Genomic DNA, 24,397 nt, shown 5'->3' on the forward strand with positions numbered 1-24,397 from the left:
TCGGCTAAAGGAGCACCAGATCATCAACGGTGCTTTTGTTAGCGTCGAGACTAAGCAATGGCCATCAAGGGGGCAATCGTCTTTTGCAGGCGGCGGCGGTGCTTGGCCTTTCCCTTGGCGCGTGATCTGCTACATCCTTCGCGTAGATTATCGAAGGACTGCCACATGACATCGCGTTTTCGCATCACGCTGGGACAATTAAACCCAACCGTTGGGGATTTGGCAGGCAACGCAGCACTTGCCCGAGATGCATGGGAGCAGGGCAAAGCGGCGGGTGCTGATATGGTGGCGCTGCCGGAAATGTTCATTACCGGCTATAACGCGCAAGATTTGGTGATGAAGCGCGCCTTTCAACTGGATGTCATGACCCATATTGAGGCGCTGGCGGCAGATTGTGCCGATGGCCCCGCATTGGCCATCGGTGCCCCTTGGGTCGAGGGGGCGGAGCTGTATAACGCCTATCTGATCCTTAAGGGTGGCAAGATCGCCAGCCGGGTTCTAAAGCACGAACTGCCGAACGAGACTGTGTTCGACGAGGTCCGTATCTTTGACAGCGGACCGCTGGGTGGCCCTTACTCTGTGGGAAATACCCGCATTGGCAGCCCGATCTGCGAAGACGCATGGCACCCCGACGTTGCCGAAACCTTGGCCGAAACCGGTGCGGAGTTCCTGCTGGTGCCGAACGGATCGCCGTATTATCGCGGCAAGTTTGAAACACGGCTGAACAATATGGTCGCCCGCGTGATCGAAACTGAACTGCCGCTGATCTATCTCAACATGGTTGGCGGTCAGGACGATCAGGTGTTTGACGGTGCCAGCTTTGGCTTGAACCCCAGCGGCAAGCTGGCATTCCAGATGCCGACCTTTGACGCTGAAATCGCGCATATAGACCTTGAGCGGAACGCCGACGGGTGGCGCATTGCGGATGGACCCAAGGTGCAATTGCCATCCGAGTATGAGCAAGACTATCACGTCATGGTGTTGGGCCTGCGTGACTACATGCGCAAGACAGGCTTCAAGAAAGTTCTGCTGGGCCTGTCGGGCGGGATCGATTCGGCGATTGTGGCCGCAATCGCGGTTGACGCGCTGGGCGCGGAGAATGTGCGCTGCGTGATGCTGCCGTCTGAATACACATCCCAAGCGTCATTGGACGATGCCGAGGCCGTCGCAAACGCACTTGGTTGCCGCTATGACTATGTGCCGATCACGCAAGGCCGCGCGGCAATCACTGATACGCTGGCCCCGCTGTTCGAGGGCACAAAGCCTGATCTGACCGAGGAAAACATCCAGTCGCGTTTGCGCGGGCTGCTGTTGATGGCGATGAGCAACAAGTTTGGCGAGATGCTGCTGACCACAGGCAATAAATCAGAGGTCGCGGTCGGCTATGCCACAATCTATGGCGATATGGCGGGCGGCTATAACCCGATCAAAGATATGTATAAAACCCGCGTTTTTGAAACCTGCCGCTGGCGCAATGAAAATCACCGCGACTGGATGATGGGCCCCAAGGGCGAGGTGATCACGCCGCGCATCATCGACAAGCCGCCAACAGCCGAACTGCGCGAAGATCAAAAAGACAGCGACAGCCTGCCCGATTATCCCGATCTGGATGCAATGCTGGAAATTCTGGTCGATCAGAACGGATCGGTCGCCGATTGTGTTGCGGCGGGGTTTGATCGTGATCTGGCAAAGAAGGTCGAGCAGCTGATATATATTAGCGAATATAAACGGTTTCAGTCCGCCCCCGGCCCGCGTTTGACCAAGGGCGCGTTTTGGCTGGATCGCCGTTACCCCATTGTGAACCGGTGGCGTGACCCAAGCTGAACGCCGCCGCATAATCTGGACAATCAGGCCGCGCTGTGACAAGCCAGCGGCCAACAGGAGAACCCAATGACCATCACACGTTTTGCCCCATCGCCCACAGGTTATATTCACGTCGGCAACCTGCGCACGGCGTTGATGAATTACATGATCGCGCGCAAGAACGGCGGCACGTTCATCCTTCGGGTTGATGACACTGACCAGGTGCGCAGCAAGGAAGAATATGTTGAAGGGCTGAAAGAAGACCTGACATGGCTGGGCCTTGAGTGGGACCGGGTTGAGCGTCAGTCTGAACGGCTGGATAAATACCACGCCGCAGCGGATAAACTGCGCGAAATGGGCCGTTTTTACGAGGCGTGGGAGACCCCCACCGAACTGGACCTTAAGCGTAAGAAACAACTGAACATGGGCAAGCCGCCGGTCTATGACCGCGCCGCGTTGAACCTGACCGAAGCTGAAAAGAACAAGCTGCGCGAAGAGCGTGGCCCCGGTGTTTGGCGGTTCAAACTGGACCAAGAACGGATCGAATGGAACGACGGCATTCTGGGCGATATTTCGATTGATGCCGCGTCTGTGTCGGACCCGGTTTTGATCCGCGCCGATGGCCAGATTTTGTACACGCTGGCGTCGGTTGTGGATGATACCGAAATGGGTGTGACCAATGTGGTGCGTGGGTCGGACCACGTGACCAACACGGCAACCCAAATTCAGATCATTCAGGCACTTGGCGGGACTGTCCCCGCATTCGCGCACCATTCGCTGTTGACCGGCCCGCAAGGCGAGGCGCTGTCCAAACGTCTTGGCGTGCTGGCGCTGCGCGATCTGCGTGAACGCGGTGTGCAACCCTTTGCCCTGCTGAGTACCTTGGCGCGGTTGGGGTCTTCCGATCCAGTGGAATTGCGCACAAGCATGGAAGAGTTGATCGAAGGGTTCGACATCGGGCATTTCAGTTCTGCGCCGACCAAGTTCGACGTCGAGGACCTGTTCCCGATGACCGCCCGCTATTTGCAGACATTGCCGCTTGAGGCTGTTGCCGAGGATATCGCGGCGATTGGTGTGCCCGACGACAAAGCGGCGCTGTTCTGGAAAGTCACGCGTGAAAACATCACCACGTTGCACGACCTCAAGGGCTGGTGGGAGATGTTCAGCCAAGGGGCCGAGCCCGTGATCGCGGACGAGGACAAAGAGTTCATCGCCGAGGCCATGGCGATGTTGCCCGAGGGTGCATTTGATGAGACCACCTGGAGCACATGGACCGCCGCCGTCAAAGAGAAGACGGGCCGCAAGGGTAAAACCCTGTTCATGCCACTGCGTCTGGCGCTGACCGGACAAGCGCGCGGCCCCGAGATGGCCGCGATGTTGCCACTGATGCAAGTTGTGAAGGCGCGCGGATGAGTTTGGCCGGGCATCTGGACGAAAGTTCGGGAGCCTTCGGCGAGAGTTTATTTCGCAAAATGAATATAGGGCGCGCTTGTCATGGCTGACGGGCGCGCCAAGTTTTTGTCGGGCAACCTGTTTGGCCATGTCGCGTCGATGTCGCTGTTGGCGTCGGTCGGGTTGGTCGCGGTTTTTCTGGTCGATTTTGTCGACATGATTTTCATCTCAATGCTGGGCAAGGCTGAACTGGCGGCGGCGGTTGGCTATGCCGGGGCGATCTTGTTTTTCACCACATCGTTTGGGATTGGTTTGGGAATTGCTGCGGGGGCCTTGGTCGCGCGGGCCTTGGGGCAAGGCGACATGGAATTGGCGCGCGAGCGGACGACCCATGCGCTGTGTTACGGCGCGATTTTCGGGGTGGTGTTTGCGATCTTGGTGTTTCTGGCGTTGGACCCTTTGGTGCATCTGGTCGGTGCAAAGGGAGAGACGGCGGATCTGGCCGTACATTTTCTGCAGATTGTTGTGCCTTCGGTGCCGTTCTTGATGTTGGGTATGATGGGCAGCGCGATTTTGCGTGCCCATGGCGATGCCCGCCGCGCGATGATGGCGACGATCGCGGGCGGGATTGTGAACGCAATCCTTGATCCGATTCTGATCTTTGGCTTTGACCTTGATCTGACCGGTGCGGCGCTGGCGTCTTTTGTGGCGCGGGTGGTGATTGCCTATACGGCGTTGATGCCGATTGTACGCCACTATGGTGGGATCGCGCGCCCCAGACTGGCGGGCATGTGGCGCGATTTATTCCCGGTGTTGGCGATAGCGGTGCCTGCGATTTTAACACAGGTCGCAACGCCGGTTGGCCAAGCCTATGTGACACGCGCCATGGCGGCTTATGGCGAAGACGCGGTCGCGGGGATGGCGATTGTCAGCCGTATGATGCCGGTGGCCTTTGCGGTGATTTTTGCCCTGTCGGGGGCGGTGGGGCCCATCATCGGTCAGAACTTTGGCGCGGGCGACATGGGGCGGGTCAAGCGGACCTATAATGCGGGTATCTTGTTTGCAGGCATTGTGATTGTCACGATTTCAGCGGGATTGTTTTTAACCCGCGGGCCGTTGGCGGCGCTGTTTGATGCCGATGGTATCACCATGACGCTGATATTCTTGTTCTGTGGCCCGCTGTCACTGGCGTTTTTCTTTAACGGGGTGTTGTTCGTGTCGAACGCCGCGTTCAACAACATGGGCCATCCCTATTATTCGACGGTCACAAATTGGGGACGTAACACTGTTGGTATGGTGCCGCTGGTGTGGCTTGGCAGTGTCTTGTACGGGGCACCGGGGGTGCTGATCGGGCAGGCCGCGGCGGGCGTGCTGTTTGGCGGTTTGGCCTGGGTGCTGGCGCTGCGGTTGATTGCAAGCGGTGGCCGCCCCAAAGAACAACGGGCCGATGTTTTCGGTCGCGAAGGGCGTTTGATGGCGCTACTTCACCTGCGCCGATAGACGATCCAGATTGTCGTCAACCAATGCGATTTCCTGCCGCGTCAGGGTTTGATGCCTTGGGTAGCGCGGTGCCGCGCGGTCGTTCAGCACAGGGGCATCCCAGCCTCGTGTGGTGTCAAAAAACCGCGTGACGCCAGCAGTGCCATATTCGCGCAGGAACCCCTGAACCACCACATCAAGATAGCTGAGTAGGATGGCGTTATCGCCACTTTGCTTTTGGTTTTTCGGCGCAATCGAATAATGCGCCATGTCGGGGGAGGGCAGGATATCATGCAGCACTGCGCCGCCTGAGCTGATGCGATCATAGCCGGTTTCGCGGGCATCAAGGGCGTTCCAATCCGCGCCGGGAACCGCTGCAATCAGCCCGTCGATGGTGGTTGTGGGGTCTGGCTCAACGCTTAGGAAAACCATGTCGCGCTGCGCGGTGCGTACCCAAACCCGCCGCCAGCCCTGAAGTTGCGCGGGGCGTCCATCGGGATAGCTGTGAGTGTTGCGGTTTACGAGGCTGCCATAGCCGAAGAAATATGGTGTCATGGCAGTGTTTTGGCCGATGATTGCAAAGATGTCCACTGCCCTGCGTGCCGCGCCAAAACTGCGGGCATTGTGAAAAACATTTGCATGGGAAGGCGCGACTTTGCTTGACGCTGCGCGGTGATCCGGCATAGCAATAGCCATCGTAACGGGAGAACTGGGAGAACCCAGTGCCGAAGGAGCAACCGCCCCGGAAACTCTCAGGCAAGTGGACCGTTACGTGACCGAAACACTCTGGAGAGTGGTGCCACATGCACCCGCCGAAGGGATAACGATCTCAGGCGAAAGGACAGAGGGGGCATTTTGTGGGTCGCATCGTGCGGCCTGCTGAATGCCAGTTTGGTCAAAGGCCTTCTGGATTTGAAAAGAAAAGGCCTGTGACCATGAGCGATTTGCATCAAACGCCACTATACGATCTGCATCTGGAACTGGGTGGCAAGATGGTGCCCTTTGCCGGGTATTCCATGCCCGTGCAGTATCCCATGGGCGTGATGAAAGAGCACCTGCACACCCGCAGCCATGCCGGTTTGTTCGACGTCAGCCACATGGGGCAGGTGATGCTGTCCGGCGCATCATGGGAGGCAGTGGCGACCGCATTCGAGCGGCTTGTGCCGATGGATGTGCTGGGACTTGCCGACGGGCGGCAGCGCTATGGGTTGTTCACCAATGACGCGGGCGGGATCGAGGATGATCTGATGTTTGCCCGGCGCGGTGATGACCTGTTTGTGGTGGTGAACGCAGCCTGCAAAGCGACGGATATTGCCCGGATGAAATCGGCGCTTGAGCCTGAGGTCACCGTGACGCCGATAACCGACCGCGCCTTGGTCGCGCTGCAGGGGCCAACGGCTGCGGCGGCAGTGGCGACGCTGGATGCTGCGGCGGCGGATATGCGGTTTATGGATTTTGGCACATTGAACTTGGACGGGATCGAGGTTTGGGCCTCGCGCTCAGGTTATACCGGCGAAGACGGGTTCGAGATTTCGGTGCCAGATGCGGATGCCGAAACGCTTGCGCGTCGGTTGCTGGCACTGGACGGGGTCGAGGCCATCGGATTGGGCGCGCGGGATTCACTGCGGCTTGAGGCGGGGTTGTGCCTGTATGGAAATGACATCGACGCGCAAACCAACCCGGTTGAGGCAAGCCTGAACTGGGCGATCCAGAAACTGCGCCGCCCGGGTGGCGACCGTGCAGGAGGCTATCCCGGCGCTGACGTGGTGCAAGCGGCCTTCGAGGACGGTGTGGCGCGCAAGCGCGTCGGGCTGGCCCCCGAGGGCCGCGCGCCGATGCGGGAAGGCACGCAGCTTTATGATGACGAAACCGGCGGACGTCTCGTGGGCAGCGTCACGTCAGGTAGTTTTGGACCGACCGTAGGTGGACCTGTTGCCATGGGCTATGTCGGTAGTGAATATGCCAGCATGGATACCGCGCTGTGGGGCGAGGTGCGCGGTAAGCGTTTGCCTGTGCGTGTGGCCAAGCTGCCCTTTGTGGCGGCGAATTTTAAGCGATAATCAACAAGGGACGAACAGATGATATTTACTGAAGAACATGAATGGCTGCGCGTTGAAGGCGACGAAATCACCGTGGGCATCACGATCCACGCGGCAGAACAGCTGGGCGATGTGGTGTTTGTGGAACTGCCCTCCGAAGGGGTGACCGTCAGCAAGGATGACGAGGTCGTTGTGATCGAATCCGTCAAAGCGGCATCCGACATTCTGGCCCCGATTGATGGCGAGATCATCGAAGTGAACGGTGCCCTGACCGACAATCCGGGCATGGTGAACGATGACCCGCAGGGCGAGGCATGGTTTTTCAAGATGAAAGCGTCTGACCCCAGCCAGATGGACGAATTCATGGATGAAGCCGCCTATCAAAAATTCATCGGCTAAGCCGATCTGCCCCCGTCGGAGCCTCCGGCGGGGATTTTAGACCATTTGGAATGAGGGGCGTTGCGCCATGGTTTTCAAGCCAACCGAATATTTGCCGTATGATTTTGCCAACCGCAGACATATCGGGCCGTCTCCGGCGGAAATGTCGGATATGCTCAAGACCGTGGGGGCGCAAAGCCTTGCTGCGCTGATTGACGATACAATGCCTGCGAAGATCAGGCAGAAAGAGCCGTTGGATTTCGGCAAGCCCATGTCAGAGCGCGAAGTGTTGGAGCACATGCGTGTGGTGGCGGGTAAGAACAAGGTGCTGACCTCGTTGATCGGGCAGGGCTATCACGGGACGGTCACACCCCCAGCGATCCAGCGCAATATCTTTGAGAACCCCGCCTGGTACACGGCCTATACGCCTTATCAGCCCGAGATCAGCCAGGGCCGGCTTGAGGCGCTGTTGAATTTCCAAACTATGATCAGCGATTTGACCGGGCTTGAGATTGCCAATGCGTCCTTGCTGGACGAGGCCACGGCCTGTGCCGAGGCGATGACCATGGCGCTGCGGGTCGCAAAATCCAAGGCCAAGGCGTTTTTCGTGGACCGCGATTGCCATCCGCAGAACATCGCCGTGATCCAGACCCGCGCGGCCCCGTTGGATATCGAAGTGATCATCGGTGATCCTGACAAGATGGACGCAAGCGGGGTATTTGGCGCGCTATTCCAGTATCCGGGCACCTATGGACATGTGAGGGATTTCACATCGCATATTGCAGCGTTGCATAACGCGGGGGCGTTGGGTGTTGTCACTGCTGATCCGATGGCGTTGACCTTGTTGAAGGAACCCGGCGCGATGGGCGCTGATATCGCTGTGGGGTCCACCCAGCGGTTTGGTGTGCCCGAAGGGTATGGCGGACCGCATGCGGCCTATATGGCGTGCAAAGACGCCTATAAGCGCGCGATGCCGGGGCGGATTGTGGGCGTGTCGATTGATGCCCATGGCAACCGCGCCTACCGCTTGTCGCTGCAAACCCGCGAGCAACATATCCGCCGCGAAAAGGCGACCTCGAACGTATGTACCGCGCAGGCGTTGCTGGCCGTTATGGCGTCGATGTATGCGGTATTCCACGGGCCCGAGGGGCTGAAAGCCATTGCGCAGCGCATCCACCGTAAAGCGGTGCGGCTGGCGAACGGGCTAGAGGAAGCCGGATTCAAGGTCGATCCACAAGCGTTCTTTGACACGATCACCGTGGACGTTGGCCCATTGCAGGCGGCAGTGATGAAATCGGCCGTGGATGAAGGTATCAACCTGCGCCGCGTTGGCGAAACCCGCGTTGGGATTACATTGGACGAACGTAGCGTGTCTGCCACGATCGAGGCGGTTTGGCGTGCCTTTGGCATCCTGCGCACGGATGAGAAATTCGAAGCACAGTACCGGTTCCCCGATCAGATGATCCGCGAGAGCCAATATCTGACGCATCCCATTTTCCACATGAACCGCGCCGAGACCGAGATGATGCGCTATATGCGTCGTCTTGCGGACCGCGATCTGGCGTTGGACCGTGCGATGATCCCGCTGGGGTCGTGCACGATGAAGCTGAATTCAGCTGCGGAAATGATGCCGGTCAGCTGGCGCGAGTTTTCGATGATTCACCCGTTTGTGCCCCAAGATCAGGCGCTTGGCTATAAACATATGATCGACGATCTGTCGGCCAAGCTGTGCGATATCACCGGCTATGACGCGATTTCGATGCAGCCCAACTCGGGCGCGCAGGGGGAGTATGCGGGCCTGCTGGCCATCGCATCCTATCATCGCGCCAATGGCGAAGGGCACCGCAACATTTGCCTAATCCCGATGTCGGCGCATGGCACCAACCCCGCCAGCGCCAATATGGTGGGCTGGAAGGTTGTCGTGATCAAAACCGCCGCCAATGGTGATATTGATTTGGACGACTTCCGCGAAAAGGCTGAGAAGCACAGCGAAAATCTGGCGGGCTGCATGATCACCTATCCGTCGACCCACGGCGTGTTCGAAGAAACCGTGACCGAGGTCACCCGCATCACCCATGACCATGGCGGTCAGGTTTACATTGATGGGGCCAATATGAACGCGATGGTGGGGCTAGCCCGGCCGGGCGATGTGGGGGGCGATGTCAGCCACCTGAACCTGCATAAAACTTTCTGCATTCCGCATGGTGGGGGTGGTCCCGGTATGGGACCGATTGGCGTCAAATCGCACCTGATCCCGCATGTGCCGGGCCATCCGAATGGCGGCGAGGGCGCGGTATCAGCGGCACCTTACGGATCGCCATCTTTGCTGCCGATCTCGTGGTCCTACTGCCTGATGATGGGCGGTGACGGGCTGACGCAGGCCACACGGGTTGCGATCCTGAACGCCAACTACATCGCAAAACGGCTCGAAGGGGCCTATGACGTGCTGTACAAAGGACCGACGGGTCGGGTCGCGCATGAATGTATCTTTGACGTCCGCCCGTTCGAGGAAAGCGCAGGCGTGACGGTCGATGACGTCGCTAAGCGTTTGATAGATGCGGGTTTCCACGCCCCCACGATGAGCTTTCCGGTTGCAGGCACGTTGATGGTCGAGCCGACGGAATCCGAGACCAAAGCCGAGCTGGACCGTTTCTGCGACGCGATGCTGGCGATCCGCGAAGAAATCCGTGCGATTGAAAACGGTGATATGCCGCGCGAGAATAACGCGCTGAAAAATGCGCCGCATACGGTCGAGGATTTGGTGGGCGATTGGGACCGGCCCTACACTCGCGAACAGGGGTGTTTCCCCCCCGGCGCATTCCGCGTCGACAAATACTGGCCGCCGGTTAATCGCGTGGACAACGTGCATGGCGACCGCAACCTGATCTGCACCTGTCCGCCGATGGAAGACTACGCAGAAGCGGCAGAATAAGTACGCACCTGCGCATGGCGAAATCCCATGCGCAGGGCACCTCTGTTTGACGAAACAGGGACTACTCTCGGGCGCGTAGCACCTGTGCCGGGCGGGCATTCAACGCTTTGACGGCAAACCCCAGCGAGGCAAGGACGGACGCCAATGCGCCGCCGACGATGATCAGTATGGCCGAGGGCCAGATGACGCTGAACTGCGTTTCCATCACAAAACGGCTGACGGCCCAACCGCCCAAGATACCGGCAAGCAGGGCAACAGCCCCGGCAAACAAACCCAAAAGCGCGGCGCGTAGCAAAAAGCTGGTTGCGATGGCGCGGCGGGATGCGCCCAATGTTTTCAGCAATGCAGCCTCATAGCGTCGTGCATCTGCGCCTGCCGCAGCCGCACCGATCAAAACCAGAAACCCCGTCAAAAGGGTCGCTGCTGCGCCGTACGATGTGGCGGCTGCCAGCCCCGCCAGCACTGCGGCCACACGGTCAATGGCATCACGGACGCGAATGGCGGTGATGTTGGGATAGGACGTTGCGATATCGCGCAGGATCGCGGCTTCGGCCTCGGGCTCGGCATAGACGGTCGAGATGAATGTATGCGGTGCCCCTTCGAGCGCGGAGGGGTTCATGGTCAGGATGAAGCCGATGCCTGCGGTGGAAAAATCCACCTCTTGAAAGCTGGAAATCGTGCCGGTGACATCGCGCCCCAGCACGTTGATGGTTAGGGTATCGCCAAGGCTAAGGCCGATTTCCTCGGCCTCTTCGGCGGCAAAGCTGATCAGGGGCGGGCCGGTGTAATCGGGCGCCCACCATTCACCGGCAGTGATATTGGCATCCTTGCCCGGTTCGGCGGCGTAGGTCACGCCGCGATCACCGCGCACAACCCAGTGATCGCCTGCCACATCTTTGGCGGGGCGGCCGTTGATTTGTGTCACCACGCCGCGCAGCATCGGCGCGCTGTCGATGCGGCTGACAGCGGGGTCATCGGTCAGCCGTTTGGTATAGCCGTCAATCTGGTCTTTCTGGATATCGACAAAGAAATAAGATGGCGCGATGTCCGGCAGGTTGCCCGAGATGGCCTGCCGCAGGTTGCCATCGATCTGCCCGACCGCTGCCAGAACCGACAGGCCAAGACCAAGTGACAGCACCACGGCGCTGGCCCCTTCGCCATTGCCGCCAATGGCGGTCAGTGCCCAACGTATCTTTGGATACCCCCGCGCAAAATGGGCCGCGCGCTGCGCAAGAAAACGTACAATCGCGGCGGCCAAGGCCAGGATGAGCAGGGCACCGGCGATCCCGCCAAGCGTCCACAGCGTCAGCATCCAACTGCCGTTGAACCATCCTGCCAACCCGACCAAAAGCGCGACGGTCAGCGCGATGACCACGATATAGCGCGGCGCAGGGAAGCGCGCGGCCCCGTCCCAAGCATCGCGGAAAAGCGTGGCGGCGCGGATGTTTTCGCTGCGGGCAAGCGGCCAAAGGGTGAAGGCAAAGGCGGTCAGCAGACCGTATATCCCAGCCTCAATCAGCGGGGCTGGATAGATTGAAAAGGCCGCAGGGATTGGCAATCGGGCCGAAATCAGCGGCGCGAAAACCAGTGGCGCGATGGCCCCAAGGATCACGCCAATGGCGACGCCCAGCAAGGACAACAATCCGATCTGGATAAAATACGTCTGAAAGATCGTGGCGCGGTCAGCACCAAGGGCGCGCAGGGTCGCGATCACCTCGGTCTTGCCGTTCAGATAGGACCGCACGGCTGCCGACACGCCGACGCCACCCACGGCAAGGCCGGACAATCCAACCAGCACCAGAAACGCCGTCAGCCGTTCGACAAAGCGTGAGACACCGGGGGCACCATTGCGCGCGTCCGTCCAGCGCATACCGCTGTTCTCGAACCGCGATTGCGCGGCGACCTTTAATTGGTCGAGTTCGGTTTCCGGCGGCAAAAGCATCCGGTATTTCGAATTGAACAACGTGCCAGCCGACAGCAGGCCCGCACCCTCCAGACTGTCGGTGCGCAGCAACGTGCGCGGCCCAAGGGCAAAGCCGCTGGCGGCGCTGTCGGGTTCACGCATGATCAGGGCGTTCAGGCGGAATTCTTTGGTGCCCAATTTAAACACATCATCGGGGGACAGGCCCAGCCGGTCTGACAACGCGCGTTCCATCACCGCGCCAGCCAACCCATCGGTTTCGGCAAGCGCCTGATCCAAAGGCATTTCGGGGTCCAGCACCATCGTGCCAACAAGGGGGTAAAGGTCATCGACCCCTTTGATTTGCGTTAGCGCGCGGTCGGCGGCGGCACCATCCCCGACAACAGCCATGGATCGAAACTCAACGATCTCGGAAACATCCGTGGCCTGCGCATCTATCCAGGCGCGTTCTTCTTCGGTGGCAAACCGGTAGGTGAAATCAAGCTCTGCCGTGCCGCCCAACAGGGCAGCACCTTCGCGCTGCAATCCGCCCTCGATCGCGGATCGTACAGATCCCACAGCAGCGATTGCGGCGACACCCAGTGCAAGGCAGGCCAAAAACAGGCGGAACCCCCGCAGCCCCCCACGCATTTCGCGGCGGGCAAAGCGGGTCGCAAGTGAAAGGCTCATACGATGCGCCCGTCGGTCAGGGTCACGATCCGGTCACAGCGCGCGGCCAGATCGTCAGAATGGGTCACCAACACCAGCGTCGCCCCGTGCTTTTCCCGCAGATCAAACAGCAGGTCCATGATTGCGGCCCCGTTTGTGCTGTCCAGATTGCCGGTGGGTTCATCCGCCAGCAAAATCGCGGGGCGTGGGGCGGAGGCGCGGGCAAGGGCCACCCGTTGCTGTTCGCCGCCCGACATCTGCGCCGGGTAATGGTTCAGGCGATGTCCAAGACCCACGGTGATCAGTTCAGCCTCGGCCCGTTCGAACGCATCGGCGACGCCGTTCAACTCTAAAGGGGTGGCGACATTTTCCAGCGCGGTCATGGTGGGGATCAGGTGAAACGACTGAAACACGATGCCCATGCGCCCGCGCCGGAATTTGGCCAATCCGTCTTCGCTCATTGCGGTCAGGTCTTGGCCCAAGGCGCGAACGGTGCCACCGGTCGCTTTCTCAAGTCCGCCCATGACCATCAGCAGCGATGACTTGCCAGAACCGGACGGGCCGGTCAGCGCAACCGTTTCGCCTTGTGCAACATCCAAAGTGATCCCATGTAAGATATCGACCTCCCCGGCGTTGCCATTCAATTGTAAAGACGCATCTTGTAGTTGGAACACGGGGTCGGTCATTAGGCTGCCTTTTTGTTGGTCGTCCCTGTTGGATATGGAGTTTTCGCAATGATGCACAAGGTTATGGCTGGCATTGTTATGGTTTTTGCAGGCCCTGCGGTCGCGGAGCAGGTGATAATCGCCGCCTTGGGTGACAGTTTAACGCAGGGCTATGGCCTGCCCGCCGAAGATGGGTTGGTGCCGCAATTGCAAACCTGGCTGGATGAAAACGGTGCAGATGTGACGCTGGTGAATGCTGGCGTGTCGGGTGACACGACCGCAGGCGGGCTAAGCCGCGTGGGCTGGACCCTGACGCCTGATGTGGATGGGATGATCGTGGCGCTTGGCGGCAATGATCTGCTGCGCGGGCTGGACCCGGCGGTGAGCCGCGCCAATATCGACGGTATTCTAGAGGCCGCCAAAGGGGCCGATGTCGAAGTGTTACTGGTCGGAATGACGGCACCGGGGAATTACGGGCCGGAATATAAGTCGGCATTCGATGCCTTGTACCCCGAGTTGGCCGATCAATACGGCGCAGAATTTCTGAGCAGCTTTTTTGCTGGATTGGCGGTCGATGGGGAAATGCCAGAGTTGTCGCAGGCCCAAGCGTTCTTTCAGCCAGATGGCGTACACCCCAACAAAGAAGGCGTGGCGAAAATAGTCACTGCGATGGGGCCAAAGGTGTTGGCGCTGATCGAAGATATCAAAGCAAACTAAAACGGGCACCGAAGTGCCCGCAATTGTCTTGATATAAACCCGCCAGCTTTAGGCGAGGGCGATGTTGCCCGCGCTTTCGCGGCCGTCACGGCCATCTTCGATGTCGAATGTCACCTTTTGGTTGTCAGCCAGACCCGTCAGGCCTGCGCGTTCCACCGCCGAGATGTGAACAAAGATGTCCTTGCCGCCACCATCAGGCGCAATAAATCCATAACCCTTGGTTGTGTTGAACCATTTTACGGTGCCAGTTGCCATGCCCCGTTTCTCCTGTCTTTGGGCTGCCCGCATTATGCGGCAGCGTGGCTCGGTCATAACTTGATCGAACCGTGGCCAAAGCCAAAGAGGTCGAAAGTTTTTCGCGTCGCACGAGAATATTGCCAGCGCCCTTTCTAAAATCAAGAGTTTTTGTCGCAGAACGCCCTATCGGCGGGCAGTTGCGCATGAAATTTCACAACTTTGAAATAATTTTACCAGTTGATAAAAAAATCAATCCGTTGCACCGTTCAAACAACAGCAGGTGACAGCAGAGGTGTATCAATGTCGCAGAAAATGTTTGAGCCGGGTATCACGGCAGGGCGGCTAGAGGCGTCGGCCTATGCCGATCAGTTTTCCGATCTTCATCCGCCTCTTGACCAACACGAGGCATTGGTCGCGGCGGATCGGTGTTACTTTTGCCATGATGCGCCATGCATCACCGCCTGTCCGACGGATATCGATATCCCCCTATTCATCCGGCAGATTGCAACGGGTACGCCCGATGCTGCCGCCAAAACGATCCTTAGCCAGAACATCATGGGCGGCATGTGCGCCCGCGTATGCCCGACAGAACAATTGTGCGAAGAAGTCTGCGTGCGCGAAATCGCTGAAGGCAAACCGGTGAAAATCGGCGAGCTGCAACGCTTTGCGACGGATCATTTGCAACAGCAAGGCAAGCACCCGTTTGAACGCGCGGCCCCAACGGGCAAGCGTGTTGCGGTTGTCGGTGCCGGGCCAGCAGGCCTGTCATGCGCGCACCGTCTGGCTATGATGGGGCATGATGTCGTTGTGCATGATGCACGGCCCAAGCCGGGCGGGCTGAATGAATACGGCATCGCGAGCTATAAGACGCCAAACGGTTTCGCACAGGCCGAAGTGGACTGGTTGATGCAGATTGGTGGCATCACAATGCAGACCGGATCCGCCTTGGGGGCCGAGATTTCCCTCGAGGGCCTTAAAGCCGACTATGATGCTGTGTTCCTTGGTATGGGATTGGGCGGTGTAAACGCCTTGGGTGCCGTGGGCGAGGATAAGGCCGGGGTCTTGGACGCCGTCGATTTCATCGCCGATCTGCGCCAAGCAGACGATATAGCGCAGGTGCCTATCGGGCGCGATGTCGTGGTTATCGGGGGTGGTATGACCGCGGTTGACGCTGCGGTTCAGGCCAAGCTGTTGGGCGCGTTGAATGTGACATTGGTCTATCGCCGTGGTCGTGACCGGATGAACGCAAGCGTGTTTGAACAAGACCTTGCCGCATCAAAGGGCGTACGGATTGTGAACCACGCCGTGCCAGTTGCCGTGCATGGGAACGGTGCCGTGCGCGAAATCGAGTTCGAATATGTCGACGCCGACATGCAAGGAACGGGGCAGATGCTGCGCCTTGCTGCCGATCAGGTGTTCAAGGCCATCGGTCAGACGCTGGAAGGCGACGCGTTGCCAGCCCTTGAGGGGCGCAAGATCAAGGTCGATGCCGCCGGACGCACCAGTGTTGATGGTGTTTGGGCTGGCGGCGATTGCGCCAGCGGCGGCGACGATCTGACCGTGACTGCCGTTGCCGAAGGGCGCGATGCGGCGATGGATATTCACACGACATTGGTGGGTTGAACCACCCGAGGGGAGAACGCAAATGGCGGATCTAAGAAGCGAATTCGTAGGGATCAAAAGCCCAAACCCATTCTGGCTGGCCTCTGCGCCGCCGACCGATAAAGAATACAACGTGCGCCGCGCTTTTGAAGCGGGCTGGGGCGGTGTGGTCTGGAAAACGCTGGGCATTGATCCAGCCGTGGTGAACGTCAACGGGCCGCGATATGGCGCAATCTATGGCGCTGACCGCCGGTTGTTGGGCTTGAACAACATCGAATTGATCACCGACCGCCCCTTGGAGTTGAACCTGCAAGAAATCAAATCTGTAAAACGTGACTATTCGGATCGCGCCATGGTGGTTTCGCTTATGGTTCCTTGCGAGGAAGAGCCGTGGAAATACATTCTGCCCTTGGTCGAAGAAACCGGCGCTGATGGGGTCGAGCTGAACTTTGGGTGTCCGCACGGGATGTCTGAACGCGGTATGGGCGCGGCGGTGGGGCAGGTGCCCGAATATATCGAAATGGTCACCCGTTGGGTCAAGGCCAGCACGCGTATGCCCGTCATCGTTAAGCTGACGCCAAACATCGCCGATATTCGCAAACCAGCTGAGGCCGCGCAGCGCGGTGGTGCCGATGCGGTCAGCCTGATTAACACCATCAATTCGATCACTTCGGTGGATTTGGATTTGTTCGCCCCGGAGCCAACAATCGACGGTAAGGGCGCGCATGGCGGTTATTGCGGGCCAGCGGTTAAACCGATTGCGTTGAATATGGTGGCCGAAATTGCCCGTGACCCGGGCTTGGCCAGTATGCCGATCAGCGGGATCGGCGGTGTCACGACGTGGCGCGATGCTGCGGAATTCATCGCCCTTGGCGCTGGCAACGTGCAGGTATGTACGGCGGCCATGACATACGGGTTCAAGATCGTCCAAGAGATGATCAGCGGCCTGTCTGAATATATGGATGAAAAGGGCATGACGTCGATCGATCAATTGGTCCGCAAAGCGGTACCAAACGTGACCGACTGGAATCAGCTAAACCTGAACTATATTGCCAAGGCCAAGATCAATCAGGACCTGTGCATTTCTTGTGGCCGTTGCTTTGCCGCGTGCGAAGACACGTCGCATCAGGCGATCGCAATGGACGAGGGCCGCGTTTTCTCCGTCATCGACGACGAATGTGTCGCCTGCAATCTGTGCGTCAATGTTTGCCCGGTAGAGGATTGCATCACGATGGAGGCCATGACCCCCGGTCTTACCGATCCGCGTACAGGGAAAGTTGTTGAACCTCACTATGCCAACTGGACGACGCATCCCAACAACCCAGCTGCAACCGCAGCTGAGTAACTGGCCTTAGGGTGCCCGGCTGTTTTTGAACTTCAGCAGAATATCTGCGGTCGGGATAGGCAGCGGGCCCTCGGCTTTGGGCAGCGTCGCTTGCGATGTCTCGGACCCGCCATCGGGTTCGGACGCGTTGTATTTGATTTCTGACAAGACGACGTTGCCGGTTTCCTTGGTCGCGTTGCGCAAGGTTTCATCGGCCAGTTTTTGACCGGCTGCTTCGGCTTTTGCATCAACCACAGATTTGGCCGAGGCATTGGACGGTCCCGTGTCGATGATCTTTATCCAAGCCCGTGCATCATCCTGCGATCCCCGGCCCGCGCTGGCCCCGTTGTCTGCAGATGTGCCGCTATCGCCGCTAGAGGATGAGGTTGATACCGGTGCAATATCAGGGGGCGGATTTGCCGCGCTGATGGATGTCTGAGCCGGGGCCGAATGATGTTGAGGCGGTAGCAAAGTGCTGACAGTTGAGATAGATGCCATTTTCCGTACTCCTATAAAACAAGGTTAAAGTTGCCCGCCACCACGCAGTAACTAATTATCAGCCTGTCTTAATCAGACATCAAAATCACCTGTTATTTGGTAAGTCGGTTAATCAATCCTTGACGCAAAGCATCCTGCCAAACATCTCGCGTAAATGCTGTGATGCTGTGTCATGAGCATCGGGATCCCCGCCAACAAGCACCGATACTTGGGCTTCGAAATCGGCGTAATGCTGTGTCGTCGCCCAGATTGAAAAGATCAAATGCTGCGGATTAATATCTGCAATTTTACCGGCTTTGGCCCAGCCTGCGATCACGGCGCATTTCTGATCAAACAAAGGTTTCAATTCACTGTGCAGACGCGGGCCAATACGGGGCGCACCTTGCAGGATTTCACCAGCAAACAAGCGGCTTTCGCGTGGCAGGTCACGGGCCATATCCAGTTTGCGCTGCACATAATCCAAAATCTCGGATTTCGGGTCACCATCGGCGTCAAGTTCGACCAAGGGGTCCAGCCATGTCTCCATCAGCTGGCTTAGCAGAGTCAGGTGAATCTGTTCCTTGCCTTGGAAATAATAGAGGATATTCGGCTTGCTCAATCCCGCTTCGGCGGCGATCTGATCAAGGGTGGCCCCCCGATATCCATGCTGTGAAAATACGTTTAGCGCGGCATCCAGGATGACGCGGCGGTTGCGCATCTGAATGCGGCTAGGTTTTTTCGGGACGCCATCGGGCAAAGCGTATCTCTTTCTGCATCGGTGCCTGAAAAATCAGCATGCACCGTGGCATACATAGATTCAATTGAAAGCATTTCTTGACAGATACAAGGCTAACCGCAATCGTGGATTTACCAAATGGTAAAAATTTTTGTGATGCGCAAGCTAGTCTGAATGAGGAGCCTTCCTATGGCCGCACCTGGTGAAAACCTGAAGATCAATCCTGATCGTTTGTGGGACAGCCTGATGGAGATGGCCCAAATCGGCCCCGGCGTTGCGGGCGGAAATAACCGCCAAACGCTGACCGATGAGGATGCCGAGGGCCGCGCCCTGTTCCAAAAATGGTGCGAGGCTGCGGGCTGTACCATGGGTCTTGACCAGATGGGCAATATGTTTGCCCAGCGTGATGGCACCGATCCTGATGCCTTGCCGGTCTATGTCGGGTCGCATCTGGATACGCAGCCCACGGGCGGCAAATACGATGGGGTGCTAGGGGTGCTGGGTGGTCTGGAAATCCTGCGCACCATGAATGATTTGGGGATCAAGACAAAGCATCCCGTTGTTGTCACGAACTGGACCAACGAAGAAGGCACACGCTATGCCCCCGCGATGCTGTCGTCGGGCGTTTTCGCCGGTATTCATACCCAAGGTTGGGCATATGACAGGACCGACGCCAATGGGTTAAGCTTTGGTGATGAGCTGAACCGGATCGGATGGCGGGGCGATGAGGAAGTCGGGGCACGCAAGATGCATGCATTCTTTGAGCTACATATTGAACAGGGCCCTATCCTTGAGGCCGAGGGAAAAGACATTGGCGTCGTGACCCACGGGCAGGGCCTGTCTTGGACGCAGGTGACAGTAACCGGCAAGGACGCACATACTGGTTCAACACCGATGCCCTTGCGAAAGAATGCCGGGCTGGGCATGGCGCGGATTTTGGAGGCTGTTGACCAGATCGCATGGGCGCACGCCCCACATGCTGTTGGCGCAGCGGGACATATAGATGTGTATCCGAACTCGCGCAATGTGATCCCCGGAAAGGTCGTGTTCACCGTTGATTTCAGATCGCCCGACCTGCTGGTGATCGAAGAAATGGAGGCGCAACTTCGGACGCAAGGCCAGGAGATCGCCGATGACATGGGGCTGGAGGTTGCGTTTGAAAAGGTTGGCGGATTTGACCCTGTCGCTTTTGACGAAGGTTGCGTTACTGCTGTGCGGTCTGCCGCTGAGCGTCTGGGGTATAGCCACATGGATCTGATCTCGGGTGCAGGTCATGACGCCTGTTGGATCAATCGCGTGGCCCCGACGGCGATGGTCATGTGCCCCTGCGTGGATGGTCTAAGCCATAATGAGGCAGAAGAGATCACAAAGGATTGGGCAAAAGCCGGGGCAGATGTGTTGCTGCACGCGGTGCTAGAGACTGCGGAGATCATCGGGTGATGTGGGATCGTTTTCTTTCAAAGAAAACGGGCCGGAATTTTCAAAAATTCCGTGGCGGCGCGTGATGCTTGAGCAGGATCTTTCCATAGGAGAGCGGATTTCTGCGCTGATTGACGCGGAAATTGATGAAGCCCTGGAAAGTCAGGACATGGTTCTTCGGCGTACGGCCGAAGCGTTTCGGCAGACCCTGCGGCCACCGAGGCAGATCAAGGTGAATTTTAGCGGTGGGATCACGCAACGCTGTTGGTCGGTGTCAAAGGGCGATGGGACCTACCGCGTCGTTTACATGCCGCGGGCGGGGTATTTTTCGCTATGTGTTGAGAGCGACTTTGGCCCGCTGGACATCGGTGTTCATGGGCCAGCATTAGGATGTTTCGGATCGGTTTGAGCGGTGAGTGGGGGCCAGCCCCCACGCCCCCGGGATTTTGATCCATTTGGAATGAGAGATGAGATGGGAGAGTTGAGATGAGCAAGGTAATCAAAGGTGGACTGGTGTGTACCGCTGACAGGACGTGGAAAGCGGACGTTCTGATTGAAGGCGAGACGATCGCGCGGATTGGCGAGAACCTTGTCGGGGATGAGTATATCGACGCCGAGGGGGCCTATGTCATTCCCGGCGGTATTGATCCGCATACCCATCTTGAAATGCCTTTTATGGGCACGACTGCGGCTGAAACCTTTGAGAGTGGGACTTGGGCTGCCGCCGTTGGGGGGACAACTATGATCGTTGATTTCTGTCTTCCGGGCGAGGACGGGTCGATCAAAAATGCGATCAATGAGTGGCACCGTAAATCTGCCCCGCAGATTTGTTCTGACGTCGGATATCATATGGCGATCACCGGTTGGAACGAGAATGTATTCAACGAGATGAAAGATGCCGTGGATATGGGCGTCAATTCCTTCAAGCATTTCATGGCCTACAAGGGTGCATTGATGATTGAGGATGACGAGATGTTCGCGTCCTTCAAGCGCTGTGCGGAGTTGGGTGCCTTGCCCATGGTGCATGCCGAAAACGGTGACTTGGTTGCCGAGCTGCAGCAAAAGTATTTCGATCAAGGGATCACTGGCCCCGAGGGTCATGCTTATTCCCGCCCGCCGGAACTGGAGGGTGAGGCGGCGAACCGGGCGATTACCATCGCTGATACGGCCGGTGTGCCGCTGTACATCGTGCATGTGTCTTGTGAACAGACCCATGAGGCGATCCGGCGCGCGCGGCAAAAGGGCATGCGGGTTTACGGCGAGCCGTTGATCCAGTTTTTGACCTTGGACGAGTCAGAGTACTTCAACAAGGATTGGGACCATGCCGCGCGGCGGGTGATGTCGCCCCCGTTCCGGTCAAAGGATCATCAGGACAGTCTGTGGGCTGGGTTGCAGGCCGGGTCCTTGCAGGTTGTGGCAACGGACCATGCTGCATTTTCCACGGCGCAAAAGCGCGCGGGCAAGGATGATTTCCGGATCATTCCAAACGGGTCGAATGGCCTGGAGGAACGCCTTGCAGTGTTATGGACCGAGGGCGTTGAGACAGGTCGGTTGACGCCGAATGAGTTCGTTGCGGCGACATCGACCAATGTTGCAAAAATCCTGAACATCTATCCGCGTAAAGGTGCGATTGTTGAGGGGGCTGACGCAGATATCGTGGTGTGGGACCCGAAGATCAGCAAAACGATTTCGCCGACGAACCACCATTCTGTGCTGGATTATAACGTGTTCGAGGGCTTCAACGTTACCGCGCAAAGCCGGTACACGCTGAGCCGGGGTGAGGTGATTTGGGCCTGGGGGCAAAATTCGCAGCCTAACCCGGGCCGGGGCCGGTTTGTGCCGCGACCAGCGTTCCCTTCGGGCAATGTTGCGCTTAGTAAGTGGAAAGAGCTGACGGCCCCCAAGATGATCCAGCGCGATCCATTGAATATTCCTGCGGGCATCTAACGCAAAATTGCCCCTAAGCGGCGCGGCGGCTGTGTTGCCGTGCCCACGAAAAGAAGAAAGAGGCCAGCTGCAATGCGAGCACACCATACGACAGAAAACGGGCGGGTAATATGACGTTAGCCCCTGTTATTTCTGCCAAGAATCTCTCCCTCACATTTGAGACCAATGATGGCCCTGTCCACGCGCTTAAGGACGTGTCGTTGGATATTGAAAAGGGCGACTTTGTGAGTTTCATCGGGCCGTCTGGTTGCGGGAAAACCACGTTTTTGCGGTGCATGGCAGATCTGGAACAGCCCACAGGTGGGTCAATCACGGTGAACGGCGTTAGCGCCGAAGATGCGCGGATGGCTCGGGCCTATGGCTATGTGTTTCAGGCGGCAGGGCTTTATCCTTGGCGGACAATCGGTGGAAATATTCGGCTGCCGCTTGAGATTATGGGGTATTCCAAAGCGGATCAGGCGGCGCGTGTGGCGCGGGTGCTGGAGCTTGTGGAACTGGCAGGGTTTGAAAAGAAATTCCCGTGGCAATTGTCTGGCGGCATGCAGCAGCGTGCCAGCATCGCGCGGGCTTTGGCCTTTGATGCGGACATCTTGTTGATGGACGAACCGTTTGGCGCGCTGGACGAGATTGTACGGGATCACCTGAACGAGCAGTTGTTGCGGCTTTGGGCGCGGACGGAAAAGACGATTGCATTTGTAACCCATTCCATACCCGAGGCGGTGTATCTGAGCACCAAGATTGTTGTGATGAGCCCGAGACCGGGTCGGATCACGGATGTGATTGAAAGCACGTTGCCGAAAGAGCGGCCTTTGGAAATCCGCGAGACGCCGGAGTTTTTGGAGATCGCGCACCGTGTCCGTGAAGGGCTAAGGGCGGGGCATGGCGATGACTGAATGTGCGTTTGTGGCAGGCCGGCCCTTCGGGGAGGATATTTGTGAGCCAGAGAAGCGGGGGGCTGTCTTGTGAGGCAGAGCTTTGCCCCGGTTTTGACCGTTGTTGGATTGCTTTTGGTGGTTTGGTACGCGGCGGCCATTTGGCTGAACGCGGATTGGACATATGACAAGGCGCGGCGAGCAGGAGAGGTCGTGACGACCACATCCCTGATCAAGGATACTTGGGCGCAGGAAAAACCCAAACTGCCCGCGCCGCATCAGGTCGTCGCCGAGATCTGGCGCACGACGGTTGAGAAAAAGATAACGTCGAAACGGTCTCTTATCTATCATTCGTGGATTACGTTGAGCGCGACATTGCTCGGGTTCGGGTTGGGGACTGTTTTGGGGACCTTGCTGGCCGTGGGTATCGTTTATAACCGGACCATGGATATGTCGGTCATGCCCTGGGTGATCGCGAGCCAGACCATTCCTATTCTGGCCATTGCACCGATGATTATCGTGGTGCTGAACGCTGTCGGAATTTCTGGCCTGCTGCCAAAGGCAATGATCGGCATGTACCTGTCCTTTTTCCCGATTGTTGTTGGCATGGTCAAAGGGTTGCGCAGCCCGGACCAGATGCAGTTGGACCAGATGAGGACGTGGCATGCGAGCGCATCGCAAACCTTTTGGCGGCTGCGGTTGCCGGCGTCGATGCCGTATCTGTTCACCTCGCTGAAGGTCGCCATGGCGGCGTCCTTGGTCGGGGCGATTATCGGGGAGCTGCCCACGGGTGCTGTTGCGGGGCTGGGCGCGCGTCTTTTGGCCGGTAGTTACTATGGTCAGACGATCCAGATCTGGAGTGCATTGCTTATGGCCGCCGCGTTGGCTGCTGTTTTGGTCGGCATTATTGGAATCGTTCAGCGGGTCACCCTGAAACGCATGGGGATGGCGCGATGAGTTGGGTTATTTTTGCAATAGCAGCTTGGGCGCTTGGCTGGTGGACCAACATGCGTCTTGCACGGGGACGGCCTGTGCGCTGGCGGTCCTTGGCCGCGCCGATCGTTTTCGGGGTCACGCTGATTGCGATTTGGGAAGGTGTGGTACGCGGGCTTGAGATTTCGCCAGTATTGCTGCCGCCGCCCACTGCAATTGCGGCGCGGTTTGGTGCATCGCTTGATATTCTTTGGGTCGATTTCGTGCAGACCGTGCTGAAAGGCGCGCTGTCGGGTTATGTTATCGGCTGTGGTGCTGCGTTCCTGATCGCGGTGGCGGTGGACCGGTTTCCGTTTTTGCAGCGCGGGCTGTTGCCCGTGGGCAATTTTGTGGCGGCTTTGCCGATCATCGGGATGGCACCCATTCTGGTGATGTGGTTCGGGTTTGACTGGCAATCCAAAGCGGCGGTGGTCGTGGTTATGGTGTTCTTTCCGATGCTGGTGAACACCGTGCAGGGATTGCAAGCAACGGACATGATGCAGCGCGATCTGATGCGGACATATGGGGCAAGCTATTGGGTGACGCTGTTCAAGCTGCGCTTGCCTGCCGCCATGCCTTTCGTGTTCAATGGCCTCAAGATCGGGACCACGCTGGCGTTGATCGGCGCAATTGTTGCTGAATTTTTTGGCTCTCCTATCCGGGGAATGGGGTTTCGTATCTCGACCTCGGTGGGGCAGCTTGCACTTGATCTGGTCTGGGCCGAGATTGTCGTGGCGGCGATTGCCGGATCGGCGTTCTATGGCGCTATGGCGTTGATCGAACGGCGGATTACATCCTGGCATCCCAGCCAACGAAATTAAACGTAGAGAAACGACC

21 protein-coding genes and 1 riboswitch are annotated in these 24,397 nt (G+C 58.1%); of the genes, 15 read left to right on the top strand and 6 right to left on the bottom strand.

The genetic code is table 11. The features are described from left to right. The first annotated feature begins 165 nt into the window (after nucleotides 1-165). The 3 genes from WNY39_RS11725 (at nucleotide 166) to WNY39_RS11735 (ending at nucleotide 4,695) form a co-directional block, all read left to right on the top strand. Complete coding sequence (locus tag WNY39_RS11725) at nucleotides 166-1,824, top strand: NAD+ synthase (RefSeq protein ID WP_342845715.1); 1,659 nt, start codon at nucleotides 166-168, stop codon at nucleotides 1,822-1,824. A gap of 66 nt (nucleotides 1,825-1,890) precedes the next feature. Next, the gene (gene gltX, locus WNY39_RS11730) at nucleotides 1,891-3,216 is read left to right on the top strand and encodes a glutamate--tRNA ligase (protein WP_342845716.1); all 1,326 of its coding nucleotides are present in this window, start codon (nucleotides 1,891-1,893) and stop codon (nucleotides 3,214-3,216) included. A gap of 81 nt (nucleotides 3,217-3,297) precedes the next feature. Further along, nucleotides 3,298-4,695: an MATE family efflux transporter gene (locus WNY39_RS11735; protein WP_342845717.1), complete on the top strand. Its 1,398-nt coding sequence runs from the start codon at nucleotides 3,298-3,300 to the stop codon at nucleotides 4,693-4,695. On the opposite strand, the gene WNY39_RS11740 is transcribed toward WNY39_RS11735, so the two are convergent. Continuing rightward, nucleotides 4,675-5,229, bottom strand: coding sequence for a gamma-glutamylcyclotransferase family protein (locus tag WNY39_RS11740; protein ID WP_342845842.1), 555 nt, complete (start codon nucleotides 5,227-5,229; stop codon nucleotides 4,675-4,677). The genes WNY39_RS11735 and WNY39_RS11740 overlap by 21 nt on opposite strands. A 136-nt stretch (nucleotides 5,230-5,365) precedes the next feature. Further along, nucleotides 5,366-5,452: riboswitch (glycine riboswitch) on the top strand. Between the two features lie 157 nt (nucleotides 5,453-5,609). Here WNY39_RS11740 and gcvT point away from each other — a divergent pair. The 3 genes from gcvT (at nucleotide 5,610) to gcvP (ending at nucleotide 10,023) form a co-directional block, all read left to right on the top strand. Then, nucleotides 5,610-6,734 (top strand): glycine cleavage system aminomethyltransferase GcvT, encoded by a 1,125-nt coding sequence (gene gcvT / locus WNY39_RS11745; RefSeq protein ID WP_342845718.1) that lies wholly within the window; start codon nucleotides 5,610-5,612, stop codon nucleotides 6,732-6,734. Nucleotides 6,735-6,752: 18 nt separating this feature from the next. After that, on the top strand, nucleotides 6,753-7,112 hold the full coding sequence (gene gcvH / locus WNY39_RS11750) for a glycine cleavage system protein GcvH (protein ID WP_341233261.1): 360 nt from the start codon (nucleotides 6,753-6,755) through the stop codon (nucleotides 7,110-7,112). 67 nt (nucleotides 7,113-7,179) lie between these two features. Continuing rightward, a complete protein-coding gene (gcvP, locus tag WNY39_RS11755; protein ID WP_342845719.1) occupies nucleotides 7,180-10,023 on the top strand; it encodes an aminomethyl-transferring glycine dehydrogenase in 2,844 nt (947 codons plus the stop codon). A gap of 61 nt (nucleotides 10,024-10,084) precedes the next feature. On the opposite strand, the gene WNY39_RS11760 is transcribed toward gcvP, so the two are convergent. Both WNY39_RS11760 and WNY39_RS11765 read right to left on the bottom strand, forming a co-directional pair. Continuing rightward, nucleotides 10,085-12,613 carry an FtsX-like permease family protein gene (locus tag WNY39_RS11760; RefSeq protein ID WP_342845720.1) on the bottom strand — a complete coding sequence of 843 codons (2,529 nt, stop codon included), beginning with the start codon at nucleotides 12,611-12,613 and terminating at the stop codon, nucleotides 10,085-10,087. After that, the gene (locus tag WNY39_RS11765; protein ID WP_342845721.1) at nucleotides 12,610-13,278 is read right to left on the bottom strand and encodes an ABC transporter ATP-binding protein; all 669 of its coding nucleotides are present in this window, start codon (nucleotides 13,276-13,278) and stop codon (nucleotides 12,610-12,612) included. The genes WNY39_RS11760 and WNY39_RS11765 overlap by 4 nt, the downstream gene beginning before the upstream one ends. Before the next feature lie 48 nt (nucleotides 13,279-13,326). Between WNY39_RS11765 and WNY39_RS11770 the strand changes: the two genes are divergently transcribed. Further along, nucleotides 13,327-13,974 carry an arylesterase gene (locus tag WNY39_RS11770; RefSeq protein ID WP_342845722.1) on the top strand — a complete coding sequence of 216 codons (648 nt, stop codon included), beginning with the start codon at nucleotides 13,327-13,329 and terminating at the stop codon, nucleotides 13,972-13,974. 48 nt (nucleotides 13,975-14,022) lie between these two features. On the opposite strand, the gene WNY39_RS11775 is transcribed toward WNY39_RS11770, so the two are convergent. Further along, complete coding sequence (locus tag WNY39_RS11775) at nucleotides 14,023-14,229, bottom strand: cold-shock protein (RefSeq protein ID WP_093917047.1); 207 nt, start codon at nucleotides 14,227-14,229, stop codon at nucleotides 14,023-14,025. Nucleotides 14,230-14,511: 282 nt separating this feature from the next. Here WNY39_RS11775 and WNY39_RS11780 point away from each other — a divergent pair, with 282 nt between their 5' ends. Both WNY39_RS11780 and preA read left to right on the top strand, forming a co-directional pair. Beyond that, complete coding sequence (locus WNY39_RS11780) at nucleotides 14,512-15,834, top strand: NAD(P)-dependent oxidoreductase (protein ID WP_342845723.1); 1,323 nt, start codon at nucleotides 14,512-14,514, stop codon at nucleotides 15,832-15,834. 22 nt (nucleotides 15,835-15,856) lie between these two features. Continuing rightward, on the top strand, nucleotides 15,857-17,158 hold the full coding sequence (preA, locus tag WNY39_RS11785) for an NAD-dependent dihydropyrimidine dehydrogenase subunit PreA (protein ID WP_342845724.1): 1,302 nt from the start codon (nucleotides 15,857-15,859) through the stop codon (nucleotides 17,156-17,158). A 6-nt stretch (nucleotides 17,159-17,164) separates the two neighbouring features. Here the strand turns inward: preA and WNY39_RS11790 are convergent, their stop codons facing one another. Both WNY39_RS11790 and WNY39_RS11795 read right to left on the bottom strand, forming a co-directional pair. Next, a complete protein-coding gene (locus WNY39_RS11790; RefSeq protein ID WP_342845725.1) occupies nucleotides 17,165-17,635 on the bottom strand; it encodes a hypothetical protein in 471 nt (156 codons plus the stop codon). 112 nt (nucleotides 17,636-17,747) lie between these two features. Continuing rightward, the gene (locus WNY39_RS11795) at nucleotides 17,748-18,332 is read right to left on the bottom strand and encodes a TetR family transcriptional regulator C-terminal domain-containing protein (protein ID WP_342845843.1); all 585 of its coding nucleotides are present in this window, start codon (nucleotides 18,330-18,332) and stop codon (nucleotides 17,748-17,750) included. Between the two features lie 207 nt (nucleotides 18,333-18,539). On the opposite strand from WNY39_RS11795, the gene WNY39_RS11800 reads away from it, so the two are divergent. The 6 genes from WNY39_RS11800 to WNY39_RS11825 all read left to right on the top strand — a co-directional run bounded on the left by WNY39_RS11800 (nucleotide 18,540) and on the right by WNY39_RS11825 (nucleotide 24,381). After that, nucleotides 18,540-19,790 carry a Zn-dependent hydrolase gene (locus tag WNY39_RS11800; protein WP_342845726.1) on the top strand — a complete coding sequence of 417 codons (1,251 nt, stop codon included), beginning with the start codon at nucleotides 18,540-18,542 and terminating at the stop codon, nucleotides 19,788-19,790. Nucleotides 19,791-19,854: 64 nt separating this feature from the next. Beyond that, a complete protein-coding gene (locus WNY39_RS11805) occupies nucleotides 19,855-20,178 on the top strand; it encodes a hypothetical protein (protein ID WP_342845727.1) in 324 nt (107 codons plus the stop codon). A gap of 77 nt (nucleotides 20,179-20,255) precedes the next feature. Continuing rightward, a complete protein-coding gene (gene hydA / locus WNY39_RS11810) occupies nucleotides 20,256-21,716 on the top strand; it encodes a dihydropyrimidinase (protein WP_342845728.1) in 1,461 nt (486 codons plus the stop codon). 110 nt (nucleotides 21,717-21,826) lie between these two features. After that, nucleotides 21,827-22,609, top strand: a complete 783-nt coding sequence (locus WNY39_RS11815) for an ABC transporter ATP-binding protein (protein WP_342845729.1) — start codon at nucleotides 21,827-21,829, stop codon at nucleotides 22,607-22,609. Between the two features lie 69 nt (nucleotides 22,610-22,678). Next, nucleotides 22,679-23,545, top strand: a complete 867-nt coding sequence (locus WNY39_RS11820; protein ID WP_342845730.1) for an ABC transporter permease — start codon at nucleotides 22,679-22,681, stop codon at nucleotides 23,543-23,545. After that, entirely contained in the window at nucleotides 23,542-24,381 is an 840-nt protein-coding gene (locus WNY39_RS11825) for an ABC transporter permease (protein ID WP_342845731.1), read from the top strand. Before WNY39_RS11820 ends, WNY39_RS11825 begins: the two co-directional genes overlap by 4 nt. The last annotated feature ends 16 nt before the right edge of the window (nucleotides 24,382-24,397 follow it).

Source organism: Sulfitobacter sp. AS59 (genome assembly GCF_038899995.1).
Classification (GTDB): Bacteria; Pseudomonadota; Alphaproteobacteria; order Rhodobacterales; family Rhodobacteraceae; genus Sulfitobacter.